Below are 15945 nucleotides of genomic sequence, written 5' to 3'. Positions count from 1 at the left end.
CGGTCCTTGTCTCGGGTGTCGCTCCGCGGCGGGGCGCCACCCGGGAAAAGGGTCAGGCCCGCCCGGGGCGGCTGTCGGACGGTATCAGCGGGTGGTTGTGGTGCTGGCCTGGCGGAGCTGCCGGGCCCGGGTCAGGATGGAATCCTCAAGCTGGACATGCGTCTCCGGCGCGACGCCGGCGTCCATCCAGCCGCCCACGGAGTTGAGCTGCTGGCGGAACACGGTGGCGCGCACGCCGTCGGCCCGCAGGGCGGCGTCCAGGATGTAGAGATTGACCTTGAAACGCTCGTTCGGCGTGCCCGGCGGGCTGTACCAGTCCGTCAGGATCACGCCGCCATAGGGATCGGCCTGCGCGATCGGCATGAACTGGAGCGTGTCCAGCGCCGCGCGCCAGAGATAGGCGTTGACCGCCTGCCCGGCGGCGGGCACGGCCGCCATGGTCGCACCGGCATAGTCGGAGCCGTTGATCCGGGTGGCCTGACCGGGACCCGGCTCCTCCGTGTCGGAACCGATGGAGTTGAGCCAGGAGCAACCCGACAGCCCGAGGGCCAGGGCGCCCAGCACCAGGGTGCGACCGAAAAGGGAGACGCGGCGCGACGGCATGAGTAGACCACCCAGGAATCAGGCCAGGGAAACGGAGCACCCGTTAGAGCAAAAAAGCCGCGCGGGCGCAAGCACGGCACCGGAGGCGTTTCCGTGGCGGACGCGGGGCGCCGAAGCGGCGGCGGGCGGGTCAGGCGGCGGACGGCAGCGAGCCGACGGTTTCGCGGCTTTCCGCCCGTCCTCGGAGGTGGCACCGATTGCCACCACGGGCAAGGCCGCCGCTCAGAACCGCACCTCGCCGGAGAGCTGGGCCACGGTGCCGGACCGGCCGGACGCGCCGGGCCGGTCGGCGTCGTAGCGGACGAGGTCGAGGCCCAGCGTCAGCTCCGGCCGTGCCCGCCAGGACAGGCCCAGGCCGTAGGCCGTGTGCTCCAGCAGCCGCTCCGCCTCGATGTCCGAGACCCAGAGGGCGAGGCCGTAGGGTCCGTTCTCGTAGGTGCCCTGCACGGTCCAGCCCTGCCGGTCCACCCGGCCCAGGGTGCGGTCGCCGACCTCCTCGTCGAACCAGACGGCGCCCGCCGCGAAGCCGCCATAGAGCACCAGGGCGGCCAGCTTGCGGCTTTCCGTGTCGGCGGCACCGGCGGCCCCGGCCGCGCCGCGCACATAGCCGGCCGCCAGTTCATAGGACCAGGGGCCGGAATCGGTGCGCCAGTTCAGCCCGACCTCCCAGAGGTCGTCCTCCGTCGGCACCGCGTCCAGGCCGGTGATGTCCTCCACCAGACTCTTGCGCTCGGGCGCGTAGGAGACGCCCAGGCGCAGCCCGAACAGGCGCGGCGTCTCATAGAGAACCTTGGCCGCGTCGTCGCTGTCGCGCCCCAGGTGATCGGCCGGCGGGGCCACGGCGGCGGCCCGCGTCCAGAAGCCGTCCACCTGTCCGCCGGCGAGCAGCGGCAGCAGGTCCACGGCGCGCTTGGCCGCCCCGTCCTCGTCGCCCGCCCGGATCTGGCCGTAGGCGGTGTCCAGCCAGACATAGACCTCGTTCAGGGTGGCCTTCTCGCGGTTGCCGGGGCGGTCCAGGCTCTTCTCGTAGTCGCCCGACCCCAGCGTGCCGACCAGCCCGTAGCCGATGCCCGAGGCGGTCATGCCGTCGGCCCGGCCGGTCAGGGCGTAGCCGGCGAAACCGTTCCAGCGGTCGCCGCCGGCCGGCGCCTTGCCGGTGTAGGTGCCGGCCGCCTGCCCGACGGCGCTCCAGTCGACCATGATCTCCGCCGCGGCCGGGGCGGCCGGCAGCAGCAGGCAGAGGGCCAGCGCGGGCGCGGAAAACAGGGGGCGGGACATGGCGGGTCTCTCCGGACTGGCGGGACGGCAGGACGGGGGCGCGACCAAACGGTTTGCATCGGGCGCCCGGCCGAGGGAAAGTCGGCTTCCCCGGCGGCCTTGTCCAGACCGGACCGGGGAGCCGTGCCTTCCGTCCCGCGCAACCGTTCAGAACCGTCATGACCCGCGTCGCCCCCCCGCCCCGTCCTCCCGTCACGCCCAGCGGCGACATTGCCGCCGATCTGGCCGCCGTGCGGACCGCCATCGCCGGAGCCGCCGACGCCGTCGGCCGCGATCCGCGCGGCGTCACGCTCGTCGCCGTCTCCAAGGTGCAGCCGGTGGAGAAGCTGCGCGCGGCCCTTGCCGCCGGCCAGCGCGTCTTCGGGGAGAACCGGGTGCAGGAGGCGAAGGCCAAGTGGCCGGCGCTGAAGGCGGAGTACCCGGACGTGGAGCTGCACCTGATCGGGCCGTTGCAGACCAACAAGGTCAAGGAGGCGGTGGCCCTGTTCGACGTGATCCAGACGGTGGACCGGCCGAAGCTGGCCCAGGCCCTGGCGGCGGAGTGCCGCCGGCAGAACCGCTGGCCGCGGTTCTACGTCGAGGTCAACACGGGAGAGGAGCCGCAGAAGGCCGGCATCGCCCCGGCCGAGGTCGGCGCCTTCCTGGCCGCCTGCAAGGCCGAGTACGGGGTGCAGGTCGCCGGCCTGATGGCCATTCCCCCGGCGGAGGACGAGCCGTCGCCGCATTTCGCGCTGCTGGCCGACCTTGCCCGCCGGCACTTCGTGCCCGGCCTCTCCATGGGCATGAGCCACGATTTCGACGTGGCGGTGCGGCTGGGCGCCACCGTGGTGCGCGTCGGCACCGCCATCTTCGGGGAGCGCGCGACGCCCACCGCCGCCGCCTGACCCGTCCGCCCCGTCCCGTCCCGGGGCCGGCCCCCGCCGGCCCGTCCTTTCCCGACAGGTGAGTACGTCCGGTGATCCAAGACCGTCTCCGCAATCCCGCCTGGATGGCCCAGGGCAGCCCCGATCAGGTCCGCGTCTGGGAGGTGCTGACGCGCCATGCGCTGATGGACCGGCTGTCCCCGTGGCCGTTGCGGCTGGCGGGGACCTTTCCGCTGGACGTGGCGGTGCGCGGCTCGGACCTGGATCTGCTGGTGGAGGTGTCGGACGTGGCCGCCGCCCGCTCCCGCCTGGACGACCTGTTCTGGCAGGAACCGGGCTACCGGCGGAAGACCGACACGATCGGCGGCGTGCCCGCCGTGATCGCCAACTTCACCTGCGAGGGCGTGCCGGTGGAGGTGTTCGCCCAGCCCGGGCCGGTGGAGGCGCAGGCGGGCTGGCGGCATCTGCTGGCGGAGGCGCGCCTGCTGCACGCCTGCCCTGCGGCGAAGGACCCCATCCGCCGCCTGAAGACGGGCGGCATGAAGACGGAACCCGCCTTCGCCCGATTCTTCGGGATTGCCGGCGATCCCTATGCGGAACTGGCCCGGCTGGCGGAGGCGGAGGAGGCCGAGATCGAGGCCCTGGCTGCCGCGAAAAAAGGTGCTTGAAGACGGCCTCCGTCCTTTGTATGGTCCGCGCCCGATCCAGCGGAGGGGTGGCCGAGTGGTTGAAGGCGCTCGCCTGGAAAGCGGGTATACGGCAAAACCGTATCGTGAGTTCGAATCTCATCCCCTCCGCCACTTTCCTGACATGAGTCAGGAACCGGGCCGCTGACGCGGTCTTTTCCTGTCGGGCTCAAAAGGCTTTGCCGGGGCGGGTTTGCCGCCGAGACCGGACGGGGCTACTCCGCCACCGCTTCCACGCTGGCTTCCCGGGAGTCGATGCGGATCGCGCCCTGGCGGACGTTGCGCACCACGTTGCCGCTGCCGGTCACGCGCCGCGCCCGGCTGGACACGTACAGCCCGTCATGGCCGGACCCGTCCAGCAGGTTGCCGGACAGCACCACCTGTTCGATGGCATTCGACAGGGTGCCGCCCGCCTTCAGCGGCTGCGCGCCCCGGCCGCCGCCGATGAACAGCCCGGCGTGGCTGGCCTTGCGGGCGACATCGCGCAGCACGTTGCCGCTGACCACCACCCAGGACGGGGCGAAGGTGTCGTAGCTGGTCTCCTGATGCAGGTAGATGCCGGCGGCGGCGCTGCCGTGGATCAGGTTGCCGGTGATGGCGACATGCCGGGCGCCCAGGCAGGTGATGCCGCGGGCGGCCCCGTTGCGGCCGATATTGTCCGCGATCACCATGTGCTCGACCGGGGCGCCGTTGCTGGCATAGCCGACCAGCGCGAACAGGTCGTCGCCGTTGTCGTAGGAGCGGCAGCCCAGGATCTGGCCGTAGCGGCTGGCCGCGGTGACGTGGAATCCGTCGGCCAGGCAGCCGTGGACGGTGCTGTGGGTGATGCGGAATCCCACCGTCTCCTGCACGAAGATCCCGGCGGCGGCGGTGCGGGTGACGCGCACCCGGTCCAGTTCCGCCTCCTCGGCCCGCAGCAGCCGGAAACCTGCCGCGTCCCCGGCGGAGGAACGCCGCGTCGCGCGGCCGTCCAGCAGCAGGTCGCGCACGGCGGGAAAGCGGCCGCGCAGGCACACCGCGCTCCGCCGCGGGTCCAGCGCCAGCAGCCGGGTCCCGGCACTGCCGCGCAGGACCGTGCCGCCGCCCACCGTGAGCGCGCCGCGGTAGGGCCAGTCGCCCGGCGGCAGAACCACTTCGCCCCCGCCCGCGGCGGCGACCTCGTCCAGGGCCTTCTGGATCAGCGGCGCGCAGTCGTCCGCCACCCCAGGCTGCAGTACGCGGAGTCTTGGCATGGTGACGGCCCGCTCAGGCAGCGCGGCGGCGGCGCAGCGCCCCGGTGTGCCACTGCCAGGCCGTCTCCACGATGGCGTCCAGGCTGCCGAAGCGGGGGCGCCAGCCCAGGAGATCGTGAGCCCGCCGCCCGTCGGCCACCAGCACCGGCGGGTCGCCGGCCCGGCGCGGGGCGGTCGCGGCCGGCACCGGCCGGCCGGCCGCCCGGGCGACGGCATCCAGCAGCTCGGCCACCGAGGTGCCGCTGCCGGTGCCGAGATTGACCTGTGTGCCGGCCCCGCCGCGCTCCAGATGCTCCAGCGCCAGCAGGTGCGCCTGCGCCAGATCCATGACATGGACATAGTCGCGCACGGCCGTGCCGTCGGGGGTGGGATAGTCGCGGCCGAAGACGCGGAACTCCCGCCGCTCGCCCAGCACCGCCTGGATCGCCAGCGGGATGGCGTGGGTCTCCGGCTCGTGGTCCTCCCCGGTCTCGCCCTCGGGATCGGCGCCGGCGGCGTTGAAGTAGCGCAGCGCCACGCTGCGCAGGCCGGACGCCGCTTCGGCCGCGGCCAGCATCTCCTCCACCCGCAGCTTCGTCTCGCCATAGGGGTTGATCGGGCGGAGCGGGTGGTCCTCCGCGATCGGGGTCCGCTGCGGCGTGCCGTAGACCGCGGCCGTGCTGGAGAAGACCAGCCGGTCCACGCCGGCGTCGGTGGCGGCTTCCACCAGCGTCCGGCTGCCGCCGACATTGACGTGGTGGTAGAGCGCCGGCTTCTCCACGCTCTCCCCGACATAGGTCAGGGCGGCGAAGTGGATCACGGCCGAGGGGCGCCATTCGGCGAAGGCCTCGTCCAGCCGGGCGCGGTCGGTCAGGTCGCCGACGACCAGCGGCCCCCAGCGCACCGCCGCCCGCTGGCCGCGGCTGAGATTGTCGTAGACGACGGGGCGGTAGCCCGAGGCGGCCAGCAGCTTGCAGGTGTGGCTGCCGACATAGCCGGCGCCACCTGTCACCAGGACGGTCCGCATGTCAGTAGGCTCCCTCCTTGGTCAGCACCACCCGGACCGTCTTCAGAAGAATCGTGATGTCGTGCCAGAGCGACCAGTTCTTGACGTACCAGGCATCGAGCTTCACGCGCCGGCCGTAGCCGCTGTCGTTGCGGCCGGACACCTGCCACAGGCCGGTCAGGCCGGGGCGCGCTTCCAGGTAGTAACGGATGTCGTCGCCATACCGCTCCATCTCCTTCTCGACGATGGGGCGGGGGCCGACCAGGCTCATCTCGCCGCGCACCACGTTGATGAGCTGGGGCAGCTCGTCCAGCGAGGTGCGGCGCAGGAAGCGGCCCACCGGGGTGATCCGCGGGTCGTTGCGCAGCTTGAAGTCACGCTCCCACTCGGCGCGCGCTTCGGGGTCCGTCTCCAGCACCCGGCGCAGCACCTCGTCGGCGTTGACGATCATGGTGCGGAACTTCAGGCAGCCGAAGCGGGTGTCGTTCATGCCCACGCGGCGGTGCGCGAACAGCGCCGGCCCGCCGTCGCGCCTGATCAGCGCCGCCACGCCCAGCATGAAGGGGGCGAGCAGCACCAGCAGGGCAGAGGCCACCGTCACGTCGAACAGGCGCTTCATCACCCGCATCAGCGGTTCGGCCAGATTGTTCTGGCCGGTCAGCATCACGACATCGTGGCTGAAAAAGCTTTCCGAGCGCAGGCCCAGCACGCTCATGCCGAAGATCGACGGGATCACGGCGAAGTTCACCCGCCGCCGCGTCAGCTCCGCGATCACCGGCTCTGTCCGGGGGATGTCGGCGGCATCGGGGGCGACGACGACGAAGCGGGCGCCGAAGCGGCGGTAGGCGTTCCAGACCGCGGCCGTCGTGCTGCGGTCGTCCGCGGCCGCACCGCCCAGCGTCACGCTGCCGACGACGACGTAGCCCAGGTGCCGTTCGGAGGCGAGCGCATCCTGTGCCGCCCGCGCCGTGGCGCCGGAGCCGACCAGCAGGGTGGGGCACTGCCAGGTGCCCAGGGCGGTCAGCAGCGCCTTCACCCCGTGCCGCGCCATCACCAGGAACAGGGCCACCATGGCCCAGTTCGTGCCCAGCCAGACGCGGGAGAACTGTTGCTTGAAGGCATACTGGCTGAAACCGTCCAGGATGCCGGCCAGGGCGACCGCCAGCAGGATCTGCTTCAGCTCGGTCCAGAACGGGATGCGGCGGTTGTAGTGGCCCTGCACGGCCAGCCACAGCATCAGCCCTGCGACGAAGACCGCATAGTGGATGATCCGGCGCACCACCAGGTCGCCGTCCACCGCCGCCGGTGGTCCCGGCTCCAGCAGGTCGGACAGCCAGTAGCCCAGGAAGCCGGACACGGCAAAGGCCGCGACGGCGGCCAGCGCGTCCCCCAGCACCAGCAGGGTGGAGTTGCGGACCATGGCTCCGGCCGACACCGGACCGGCGGTCGAGAACCCGGTTTGAATCGACATCGTGGGCCTGCGTTCAGGTTTCGCGGCCAGCGGCGGCCGGCCGGCGCGGTCGCCGCCCGGACCCCGTCCGATGCCGCACCGCAGTACCGGCTCCAAACACGGGCACGCGACCCTTTGTTCACAGGCGCATGAATCGGCTATGCTTCTGGGGGAGGGTGATACAGAAAATCATCGCGTTTGTTGCCTCGATATCACGCAAATACCCTGAGGCCTCAAATAATAGACCCGCAAAAAAGGGGAAGTGTAAGGCGTTTTGTATCTCTCCGGCCGGGGAAGGGGTTCCCGTGCCATCATCCGTCCGGGTGAGGCTTGGCCGTGACATGAATGGGGCAAGTAAAGGACGGAATTTTCCCACCGATAAAGAGGTAGGCGCGCCGGCAGGATGACTCTCCGTTTCAGGAACCATCGCGTGTCCGGCTGATTGTTTCTGCCAGCGTGAGCTGAAATGTGCCGTGGCGGGCGGGGAAGGGCTGTGCCGGCGACCGCCCGGACGGCCTTCTGTTCCTCCGGGGGCCGTCTGTTCCGCCCCGGGAGTGGACCGCTGCCGCGGACGGACGGGCGGCCCTTGCGCGCGGATGCGCCCACGAAAAAGGGGCGGGTGTCCGGTGGACGCCCGCCCCTGGTCCGACGTACCGCGGATCAGCCGCGCGGCGCGTGCTTGTTCAGGATGCGCTGCAGCGTGCGGCGGTGCATCTTCAACCGGCGCGCGGTCTCCGACACGTTGCGCTCGCACTGTTCGAAGACCCGCTGGATGTGTTCCCAGCGCACCCGGTCGGCCGACATCGGGTTCTCCGGCGGCGGCGGCAGCGGACCTTCCGCCAGCAGGGCTGCCTCCACCGCGTCGGCGTCGGCCGGCTTGGGCAGGTAGTCCACCGCCCCGGCCTTCACCGCCGCCACGGCGGTGGCGATGTTGCCATAGCCGGTCAGCATGACGATGCGCGCCTCGGGGCGGGCATCGCGCAGGGCCTTGACAACCTCCAGGCCGGACCCGTCCCCCAGGCGCAGATCGACGACCGCGAAGCGCGGGGCCGCCTCGTGCGCCATCTCGACGCCCATGGCGACGCTGTCCACCGCGACCACGTCGAAGCCACGGCGCTCCATCGCGCGGGCCAGACGGGTGCGGAAGGGAGCATCGTCATCGACGATCAGAAGGCTACGGGAAGCGTCCCCGGTAAAGGTCAGCTTCTCCTGTTCCTGTGGCTGTGTCGGCACGTCGGTGCTCATCAAACCCTTCGCTCCGGATTGACCATTCCTCAGCAGACATCCTCGGACGGATGCATGCAGCCTTGTTTGTTATAAAACAAAATTGGGCTTCTTCCAGCGTGCGGCAACCTTGGCCCCGCCTTGTCTGCCATTCCCGTATGACACGACTGCGCCCGACTTTTCCAGAAGAGTTTGCGCGATGAAGACGCCAAGCCCCATGTTCCCGCCGGTCTGGCGGGCGGCCGAGGTGCGGCCGGAGACATAGGGCTCGCCCAGCCGGCTCAGCAGGCCGGGCGGGAATCCGGGACCGTCGTCCGCCACCGTGATCTGGACGCCCGGCGGGGTCCAGTCGATCGTCACCCGCACCGTGGTGCGGGCGAACTGCATGGCGTTCTGGAGGATGTTGCCCAGACCGTGAAGGACCTCGGGGATGTCGCGGACGCCGGGTGCCCCCTCTTCCGGTTCGTTCTCCGTCTCGATCACCAGGGCGATGCCCGGCTTGCGGTAGGGGGCGGCGATGGTCTCCACCAGCGCGGTCAGGGGCAGCGGCGCGAAGGTGTCGCCGGCGGCCTCGTCGGGGTGGCGCGCCAGTTCCGCCAGGATGTCCCGGCAGCGGGCGACCTGGCTCTGCAGCAGTTGCAGGTCCTCGGCCTGCGGGCTGTCGGCGGGGATGTCGCGCGCCAGCTCCTTGGCCACGACGGCGATGGTGCCCAGCGGGCTGCCCAGCTCGTGCGCGGCGGCGGCGGCCAGCGCGCCCACGGCGGAGATGCGCTGGGCCCGCGCCAGCGCGGCCTCGCTGGCCGTCAGCGCGTCGGACAGGCTGCGCAGCCGCTCCGCCACCTGGAACAGGTAGGTGCCGATGAAGGCGGCGGACAGCACCAGCGCCGACCAGATGCCCAGCCGGTAGAGCGGCGGCAGCGTCACCCCCTCGTCCCCCGGCCAGGGCAGCGGCAGGGCGTGCAGCGACAGCCCGGTGAAGCAGGCGATCGTCAGCCCGGTCAGCCCGACCACCGCCGGCAGGCTCAGCGTGCTGGCCGCCACCAGCAGCGGCGCCAGCATCAGCACGGCGAAGGGGTTCTCCAGCCCGCCCGTCAGGAACAGCAGCAGCGTGAGCTGCAGCATGTCGTAGGCGAGATAGAGCCAGGCGTCCCGGTTGTGCAGGAAGGGCTGATGCGCCAGCCGCTGCGCGGCATAGATGTTCAGCAGGACCGAGGCCGCCACCGCGGCCAGGGTGTGCGCCATCGGCAGCTCGAACCCGAGCAGGTAGCCGAGCGTCATCAGCGTGACGAGCTGACCCGCCACGGCGACCCAGCGGATCATGATCAGGGTACGGGCGTGCACGCGCCCACCCGGTGCGGGCGCCGCGTCGTGCGGCAGATAGGGGGAGAAGGCCAGTGTGGGCATCGTGATATTGGGTCGCGTCGGTCTAGGCAGGGGGCACCCATAGGGCCATATTCGATCCTATGTCGCAATCGACCAGATCAACCTCCGGCGATCCGGCCGCCAGCATCCGTGTCGAGGGCCTGACCAAGCGGTTCGGGTCCGTCGTCGCCGTGGATTCGATCAGCTTCGAGGTTCCGTCCGGGCGGACGGTGGCGCTGCTGGGCGGCAACGGCGCGGGCAAGACGACGACGCTGTCGGTCCTGCTGGGGCTGCTGCTGCCGACCTCGGGCCGGGTGGAGGTGCTGGGCCGCGACATGCTGCGCGAACGCTACCGCGTGCTGCCGCGCATGAACTTCTCCAGCCCCTACGTTGATCTGCCGCACCGGTTGACGGTCGAAGAGAACCTGACCGTCTATGCCCATCTCTACGGCCTGACCGGCTATCGCCGTCGTATCCACGCGCTGGCGGAGGATCTGGACCTGACCCGCCTGCTCAACCGCTCCTCCGGCGGGCTGTCGGCCGGGCAGAAGACCCGCGTCGCCCTGGCCAAGGCCCTGTTGAACGAGCCGGAGGTGCTGCTGCTGGACGAGCCGACGGCCAGCCTGGATCCCGACACGGCGGACTGGATCCGCACCTATCTGGAGCGGTTCCGCGCCCGCACCGGCGCCACCATCCTGCTCGCCTCGCACAACATGGCCGAGGTGGAGCGGCTGTGCGACGGGGTGCTGATGATGAAGGCCGGGCGCATCGTGGACCGCGGCGCCCCGGCCGAGCTGCTGGCCCGCTACGGCCGCGCCACGCTGGACGAGGTGTTCCTGGACATCGCCCGCGACCGCCGTGCCGCGGCCGAATAGCGGACGGGCGTGCCGTGGCCCGGCAAGGCGCTTGCCTTCGCCGCGCCGCTTCTCTACCTGAGGCGCATGGACGCCCGTTCCGCCCCCGCCGACCTCCCCGCCGATCCGCCCCCTTCCTATGTCCGCCCTCCGCTGGCGTCCTCGCCGGCCCGGCGGATCGGTGCCGTGGTGCTACGCCACTGGTATCTGCTGCGCGGGTCCTGGCCGCGGGCGCTGGAACTGGCCTACTGGCCGACGGTGCAGCTCCTGCTCTGGGGGTTCCTCTCCCGTTTCCTCGCCACCAACAGCTCCTGGGTCGCGCAGGCCGCGGGCGTGCTGATCGCGGCGGTGCTGCTCTGGGACGTGCTGGTGCGCAGCCAGATGGGCATGTCCGTCTCCTTCCTGGAGGAGATGTGGAGCCGCAACCTGGGCAACCTGTTCGTCAGCCCGCTGCGGCCGGCGGAATGGGTCGTCTCGCTGATCGCCATGGCGCTGATCCGCACCCTGATCGGGCTCAGCGTGCCGGTGCTGATCGCCATCCCGCTGTTCGACTTCAATCTGATCACCAGCCTGGGGCTGCCGCTGCTGCCCTTCTTCGCCAACCTGATGCTGATGGGGGTGGCGGTCGGGCTGGTCACCAGCGGTCTGATCCTGCGCCACGGCATGGGGGCGGAGAGTCTGGCCTGGATGGCGGTCTTCGTGCTGGCCCCGGTGTCGGCCGTCTACTACCCGGTCACCGCCCTGCCGGCGTGGCTGCAGCCGCTGTCGCTGGCGCTGCCCTCCACGCATGTGTTCGAGGGGATGCGGGCCACGCTGTTCGGCCAGCCGTTCCACTGGGGGCATCTGGGGGCGGCCGTCGGGCTCAACCTCCTCTACGGTCTGGCCGCCGCGCTCTACTTCCTCGGTGCCTTCCGCAACGCGCGGACCCGGGGAGCGCTGTTGCAGACGGGGGAGTGAGGCCGCTTCACGGTGTCCCCCGCCGGCAGTCCACTGTTGGCTGCCGGGGGCGTGTTTCCTACAATCGCCCGGCCGCCGCCTGCGAAACCGTTCTCACGCGAACCGTCCCCCACTGCGAACCGTCCCCCACTGCGAACCGTCCAGAGAGCGCCCGTGCCGTCCAGCCCGCACCGCAAGTTCGCCGTCCAGAAGCCGAAAGGCAGGAAGTGGGAGACGCTCGCCCTGGTGGACGGGCTGGAGCAGGGCCGCGCCGAGTTCCGTCAGGCCGTGGCGCAGCACGGCGGCGGCTATGTCCGGCTGATCCAGGTGGACTTCAAGACCGAGGACGTGCTGTCGGACTATGACTGGCACCTGATCGACCTGCACGATCCCTTCAAGGGCAAGGGGCCGACCCGGCCCACCCTGGTCGCCGGCAAGGAGCGTCGGCAGCCCGACCCCGAGTCCGCTGCCGCCGCCGCGGCCCGCCCGGCCCGGCCCGGCCCGGCGCGGGACCCGCGTCCCGCGGGCAGGGCGCCCGCGCCCGCGGCCTCGGTTCCGCGGGAATGGGCGGTGCGGGAATGGGCGGGCTCGGCGGGCCGGCGGCCGCCCAGCAGCAGCGCCGCGCGGACGAGAAGGTGCCCGTGCCTGTCCCCACCTATCTGGCGCTGGCGGCCTTCGGCGCCGTCGCCGGGCTGCTCTGGCTGATCTGGTTCGGCTGATCCCGGCTCAGCCCGCCGCGCGCTGCCGTGGGGGCAGGGGCGCGGGCGGGGCCAGGAGGGACGGCTCCGCCGCCAGCTCCGTTTCCGCCGCCAGCGCCGCCAGATCCCCCGGATCGTGCCCCGCCGCGGTCAGGCTGCGGGCGATCAGCCCGGCCATCCGCCCGCGGAACAGGTCGGCGTGGAAGCCGCGGGCGTGCAGCGCGATCTCCTCGGTGGAGAAGCGGCGCTCCGTCGCCTCGAACCGTTCCACAGCCGCGTTGATGGCGTCCACGCTCTGCTCGCGGAAGAACAGGCCGGTGCGGCCGTCCACCACCGTCTCCAGGGCGCCGCCGCGGCCATAGGCCAGCACCGGCTTGCCCGAGGCCATCGCCTCCACCGGGACGATGCCGAAATCCTCCTCGCCGGGGAACACCAGGGCGCGGCAGCGGGCGTAATGGCTGCGCAGGCTGTCGAAGGGCTGCGGCCCCAGCACCCGCACGTTCGGCCGCGCCATGCGGCGCAGCGCGTCGAGCTGCTCGCCCGCGCCGATCACCACCAGCGGCCGGCCGCTGCGGTTGAACGCCTCCACCGCCAGATCGGCCCGCTTGTAGCCGACAAGCTGACCGGCCACGAGATAGAAGCCGTCATGGTCGCGGGTCGGGGTGAAGTCGTCCACCTCCACCGGCGGGAACACCACCTCTGACCCGCGGCCGTAGTAGCGGCGGATGCGGCGGGCGACGTTGCCCGAATTGGCCGCGAAGCTGTCCACCCGCGCCGCCGTCACCGTGTCCCACCAGCGCAGATAGTGCGCCACCGGCACCAGCGCCGATCCCGCCAGCCGGCCCAGCCCGCCGCGGTAATCGTGGTACATGTTCCAGACATAGCGCATGGGCGAGTGGCAGTAGCAGACATGCACGGCGTCCGGGTCGGTCACCACGCCTTTGGCCGGGCCGCTCTCGCTGCTGATGACCAGGTCGTAGCCGCGCAGGTCCAGATGCTCCAGCGCCAGCGGCATCAGCGGCAGGTACTTCTGGTAGTGCCGGCGGGCGCCGGGCAGTCGGTCGATGAAGCTGGTGACGATGCGGTGGCGCTTCAGCGTCGGCGACAGCACCGCCGGATCGACGACATGGGTGAAGATGTCCGCCTGCGGGAACAGGCGGCAGAGCTGTTCCAGCACCTTCTCGCCGCCGCGCATGGCGACCAGCCAGTAATGGATGATGGCGACCTTCATGGGCCGGAAACCTCGTCGAGAACGGAAAGCAGGCGGCCGGCGCTGACGTCCCAGCCGAAATCCGCGGCCCGCCGCCGACCGCGCCCGGCCAGGGCCGCGCGCAGGGCCGGGTCGCCCGTCAGCCGCGCGACCGCGCGGGCGATGTCGGCGGGGTCCGCCGGATCGACATAGAGGGCGGCGTCGCCGCACACCTCCGGCAGCGAAGCGGCGCGGGCCGCCACCACCGGGCAGCCGGCGATCATCGCCTCCAGGGGCGGCAGGCCGAACCCCTCGTAGAAGCTGGGGAAGACAAGGCAGAGGGCGCCCTGGTAGAGCGCCTTCAGCTCGGCGTCGGAGACCGGGCCCAGCTCGCGCACGCCCGCATCCGGCAGCCCGCCGGCGTCGGCGAAGATGCGCGGATCGCGGTGCCCGGCGGTGACCAGCAGCGGCCGCGGCTCCGGCAGCAGCGCCAGCGCCTTCGCCACCGCGGCCGTGTTCTTCGCCTTCGCCCGGCTGCCCAGGGCGAAGACGTAGCCGCCCGCCGCCAGCCCGTGCCGCGCCAGCGCGCCGGGATCGGCGTCCAGCCCGGCGAAATGGTCGGCAGCGTTGTGGACGACGGCCAGCCGTTCCGGTGCCACCCCGGCATGGCGCGCCAGTTCCCCGGCGGAGAAGGCGCTGACCGTGACGACCTTCAGCGCACGCCGGCCCAGCACCGACCAGAGCGCCCTGTACCAGGCGCGGAACTGCCAGGAATAGCTCTCCGGCACGGCATAGACGCCGGCATCGTGGATCGCCACCACCTGCCGCGGATGCAGCAGCGGCCCCGTGTTGCCCAGGTTCAGCAGCAGCGCACCGCGGGCGGCGCGGGGCAGGTCGATCTGCTCCCAGGCGTGGCCGTGGCGCCGGCCGACCCGGCGCACGGCGATGTGGCGGAAGGGCTCCGGCTCCTGCCCGTCGGGGGGCAGCAGGATCTCCGCCGGCCAGGGATCGCCGGCGGCGGCGCGGGCGGCCAGCGCCGCGTCCAGCGCCCGCACCAGTTCGCGCGCGTAGCGCTGCACCCCGGTCAGGCGCTGCGCCAGGAAGCGGCCGTTGATGGCCAGCGGCGGCCGCGGGGCCGCGGCCGGCCGGGTCCGGGACAGGGGCATCGTCATCGGCCGTACCCGGCAGCGGCGCGGCGGGGGGCGTCCTGCCCGGTCTCCCGGACGGGCGCGTCATCGGCGGGGGCATCGTCGGGACCGACGATCCGGCGTGCCAGTTCGTCCCAGCCGGCGATGCCGGCGCGGGAGATGCCGGCGCGGTCCACCTTGGCGGCGGCGACCAGGGCGTGGCGGATGGAGGCGCGGTCGCCCTGCCGGTAGCCGACGACATGCGGCCGGTCGGGCCGGGTGGCGAAGTCCGGCGCCACCGCCGGCAGCCGGCACCAGGTGTACTGCATCAGCTTCAGCGAACTGTCGGCCAGGGTCTCCGCCCCCTCGCGGTAGGTGTAGGGGGCCAGCCCGATGTCGGCATGGACGATGTAGGGGATGGTCTCGCGGAACGGCATCTCCCCGTACCAGCGGATGTTCGGCCGGTCGCCCGTGCGCGGCACCCGGCCGATGACGTGGAAGGTCCAGTGCGGGAACTGCTCCGCCGCCACGGCCACCAGCTCCGGATCGTAGAAGGAATGCCCGACCGAGACGGCGTGCAGACCGTCCCCGCCGGTTCCGCTCCCGCGCAGCCCGCGGTAGGGGTCGGGGCAGGGGGCGTCGAAGGCGGCGGCGTCGATCCCGTGCGGGTGCAGCCGCGCCGTGCCCAGGGCCGCGAACCGCTCGAAGGAATAGCGTGACGGGGTGGAGATCAGGTCGAACAGCGGCGCCACCCGCTCCTCCGCCGCGATCACGGCCCGGTGCTGGCCCAGGTTCCGGATGTCGTCCGATACCCGGTAGACCAGCCGCGCGCCCGGGTTCAGGCGGCGGATGCGCTCCACCAGCAGCAGCGCGCCCGTGCTCTCCACCATCACCAGATCGGCCCGGCGCAGCGCCTCCTCCAGCCCCGGCATCGGCAGCCGCGCCCAGAGCGCCGCCAGCGGCTGGCTCAGCCGGTCCAGCAGCGGGTGGCGCAGGTGAAAGACATGGTAGGGCGTGTACCAGACATGGCTGGTCAGCCCCGGCCGCACCGTCACGGGCCGGTTCGCCTCGGCCTGCACCGGGTACTCGAAGCGCGGATCGCCGCGCAGCCGCGAGATCGGGCTGATCTGGGTGGTGGCGAAGGTCACCTCCCAGCCCTGCGCGACCAGCGCGTCCGCCAGGAAATGGAAGTTCGCCCGCCGCCGCGAGGCGTAGTAGTGACCCGACAGCAGCACGGCGCGGCGCGGCGCGGGCGTTTCCACCTGCCCGCGCGGGCCGCTGCCGCGGGGCTGCCTGTCGGGTATCGGGTCTTCGGGACTGCGCACGTCGTCTTCTCCGGAGGACCGCGGGGACGCCGGCCCGGGACCGGGCGCCGCCGTCGTCAACGCCCCCCGCGCCGGATCGTTCACGGCGGGGGTGCGGCTACTCCGAAAGCAGTGGATTGCAACGGACGGGGCC

General features: G+C 72.0%; 15 protein-coding genes and 1 tRNA gene. 6 read left to right on the top strand and 10 right to left on the bottom strand.

What is annotated here, in order from left to right; translation table 11 throughout:
• Positions 1 to 84: 84 nt before the first annotated feature.
• A complete protein-coding gene (locus RC1_RS12240; protein WP_012567712.1) occupies positions 85 to 603 on the bottom strand; it encodes a DUF3576 domain-containing protein in 519 nt (172 codons plus the stop codon).
• Between the two features lie 222 nt (positions 604 to 825).
• Positions 826 to 1881, bottom strand: a complete 1056-nt coding sequence (locus tag RC1_RS12235; RefSeq protein WP_012567711.1) for a porin — start codon at positions 1879 to 1881, stop codon at positions 826 to 828.
• Between the two features lie 158 nt (positions 1882 to 2039).
• Between RC1_RS12235 and RC1_RS12230 the strand changes: the two genes are divergently transcribed.
• The 3 genes from RC1_RS12230 to RC1_RS12220 all read left to right on the top strand — a co-directional run bounded on the left by RC1_RS12230 (position 2040) and on the right by RC1_RS12220 (position 3544).
• On the top strand, positions 2040 to 2765 hold the full coding sequence (locus RC1_RS12230; protein WP_012567710.1) for a YggS family pyridoxal phosphate-dependent enzyme: 726 nt from the start codon (positions 2040 to 2042) through the stop codon (positions 2763 to 2765).
• A gap of 71 nt (positions 2766 to 2836) precedes the next feature.
• Positions 2837 to 3412 carry a DUF4269 domain-containing protein gene (locus RC1_RS12225; RefSeq protein ID WP_012567709.1) on the top strand — a complete coding sequence of 192 codons (576 nt, stop codon included), beginning with the start codon at positions 2837 to 2839 and terminating at the stop codon, positions 3410 to 3412.
• Positions 3413 to 3453: 41 nt separating this feature from the next.
• Positions 3454 to 3544: transfer RNA gene (locus RC1_RS12220), tRNA-Ser, on the top strand.
• Between the two features lie 101 nt (positions 3545 to 3645).
• Here the strand turns inward: RC1_RS12220 and RC1_RS12215 are convergent.
• From RC1_RS12215 to RC1_RS12195, 5 genes are all read right to left on the bottom strand, one after another.
• Complete coding sequence (locus tag RC1_RS12215) at positions 3646 to 4632, bottom strand: right-handed parallel beta-helix repeat-containing protein (RefSeq protein WP_041785348.1); 987 nt, start codon at positions 4630 to 4632, stop codon at positions 3646 to 3648.
• 43 nt (positions 4633 to 4675) lie between these two features.
• A complete protein-coding gene (galE, locus tag RC1_RS12210; RefSeq protein ID WP_012567707.1) occupies positions 4676 to 5668 on the bottom strand; it encodes a UDP-glucose 4-epimerase GalE in 993 nt (330 codons plus the stop codon).
• Between the two features lies 1 nt (position 5669).
• Complete coding sequence (wbaP, locus tag RC1_RS12205) at positions 5670 to 7118, bottom strand: undecaprenyl-phosphate galactose phosphotransferase WbaP (protein ID WP_012567706.1); 1449 nt, start codon at positions 7116 to 7118, stop codon at positions 5670 to 5672.
• 639 nt (positions 7119 to 7757) lie between these two features.
• Positions 7758 to 8342, bottom strand: coding sequence for an ActR/PrrA/RegA family redox response regulator transcription factor (locus tag RC1_RS12200; RefSeq protein WP_012567705.1), 585 nt, complete (start codon positions 8340 to 8342; stop codon positions 7758 to 7760).
• Positions 8343 to 8411: 69 nt separating this feature from the next.
• Positions 8412 to 9725 (bottom strand): ActS/PrrB/RegB family redox-sensitive histidine kinase, encoded by a 1314-nt coding sequence (locus tag RC1_RS12195; protein WP_012567704.1) that lies wholly within the window; start codon positions 9723 to 9725, stop codon positions 8412 to 8414.
• A gap of 59 nt (positions 9726 to 9784) precedes the next feature.
• Between RC1_RS12195 and RC1_RS12190 the strand changes: the two genes are divergently transcribed.
• The 3 genes from RC1_RS12190 (at position 9785) to RC1_RS12180 (ending at position 12178) form a co-directional block, all read left to right on the top strand.
• The gene (locus tag RC1_RS12190) at positions 9785 to 10558 is read left to right on the top strand and encodes an ABC transporter ATP-binding protein (RefSeq protein ID WP_012567703.1); all 774 of its coding nucleotides are present in this window, start codon (positions 9785 to 9787) and stop codon (positions 10556 to 10558) included.
• A gap of 66 nt (positions 10559 to 10624) precedes the next feature.
• The gene (locus tag RC1_RS12185; RefSeq protein WP_012567702.1) at positions 10625 to 11494 is read left to right on the top strand and encodes an ABC transporter permease; all 870 of its coding nucleotides are present in this window, start codon (positions 10625 to 10627) and stop codon (positions 11492 to 11494) included.
• A 153-nt stretch (positions 11495 to 11647) separates the two neighbouring features.
• Positions 11648 to 12178: a hypothetical protein gene (locus RC1_RS12180; protein ID WP_012567701.1), complete on the top strand. Its 531-nt coding sequence runs from the start codon at positions 11648 to 11650 to the stop codon at positions 12176 to 12178.
• A gap of 21 nt (positions 12179 to 12199) precedes the next feature.
• On the opposite strand, the gene RC1_RS12175 is transcribed toward RC1_RS12180, so the two are convergent.
• From RC1_RS12175 to RC1_RS12165, 3 genes are read right to left on the bottom strand one after another with little or no spacing between them, the layout of a single operon-like run.
• Complete coding sequence (locus tag RC1_RS12175) at positions 12200 to 13402, bottom strand: glycosyltransferase (protein ID WP_012567700.1); 1203 nt, start codon at positions 13400 to 13402, stop codon at positions 12200 to 12202.
• On the bottom strand, positions 13399 to 14532 hold the full coding sequence (locus RC1_RS12170) for a glycosyltransferase family 4 protein (protein WP_012567699.1): 1134 nt from the start codon (positions 14530 to 14532) through the stop codon (positions 13399 to 13401). The genes RC1_RS12175 and RC1_RS12170 overlap by 4 nt, the downstream gene beginning before the upstream one ends.
• The gene (locus tag RC1_RS12165; RefSeq protein ID WP_012567698.1) at positions 14529 to 15812 is read right to left on the bottom strand and encodes a GumK N-terminal domain-containing glycosyltransferase; all 1284 of its coding nucleotides are present in this window, start codon (positions 15810 to 15812) and stop codon (positions 14529 to 14531) included. Before RC1_RS12165 ends, RC1_RS12170 begins: the two co-directional genes overlap by 4 nt.
• Between the last annotated feature and the right edge of the window lie 133 nt (positions 15813 to 15945).

Origin of the sequence: Rhodospirillum centenum SW, assembly GCF_000016185.1 — a bacterium.
Classification (GTDB): Bacteria; Pseudomonadota; Alphaproteobacteria; order Azospirillales; family Azospirillaceae; genus Rhodocista; species Rhodocista centena.
Note: the sequence above shows the minus strand (reverse complement) of the source record. Positions and strands in the feature narration are given on the sequence as shown.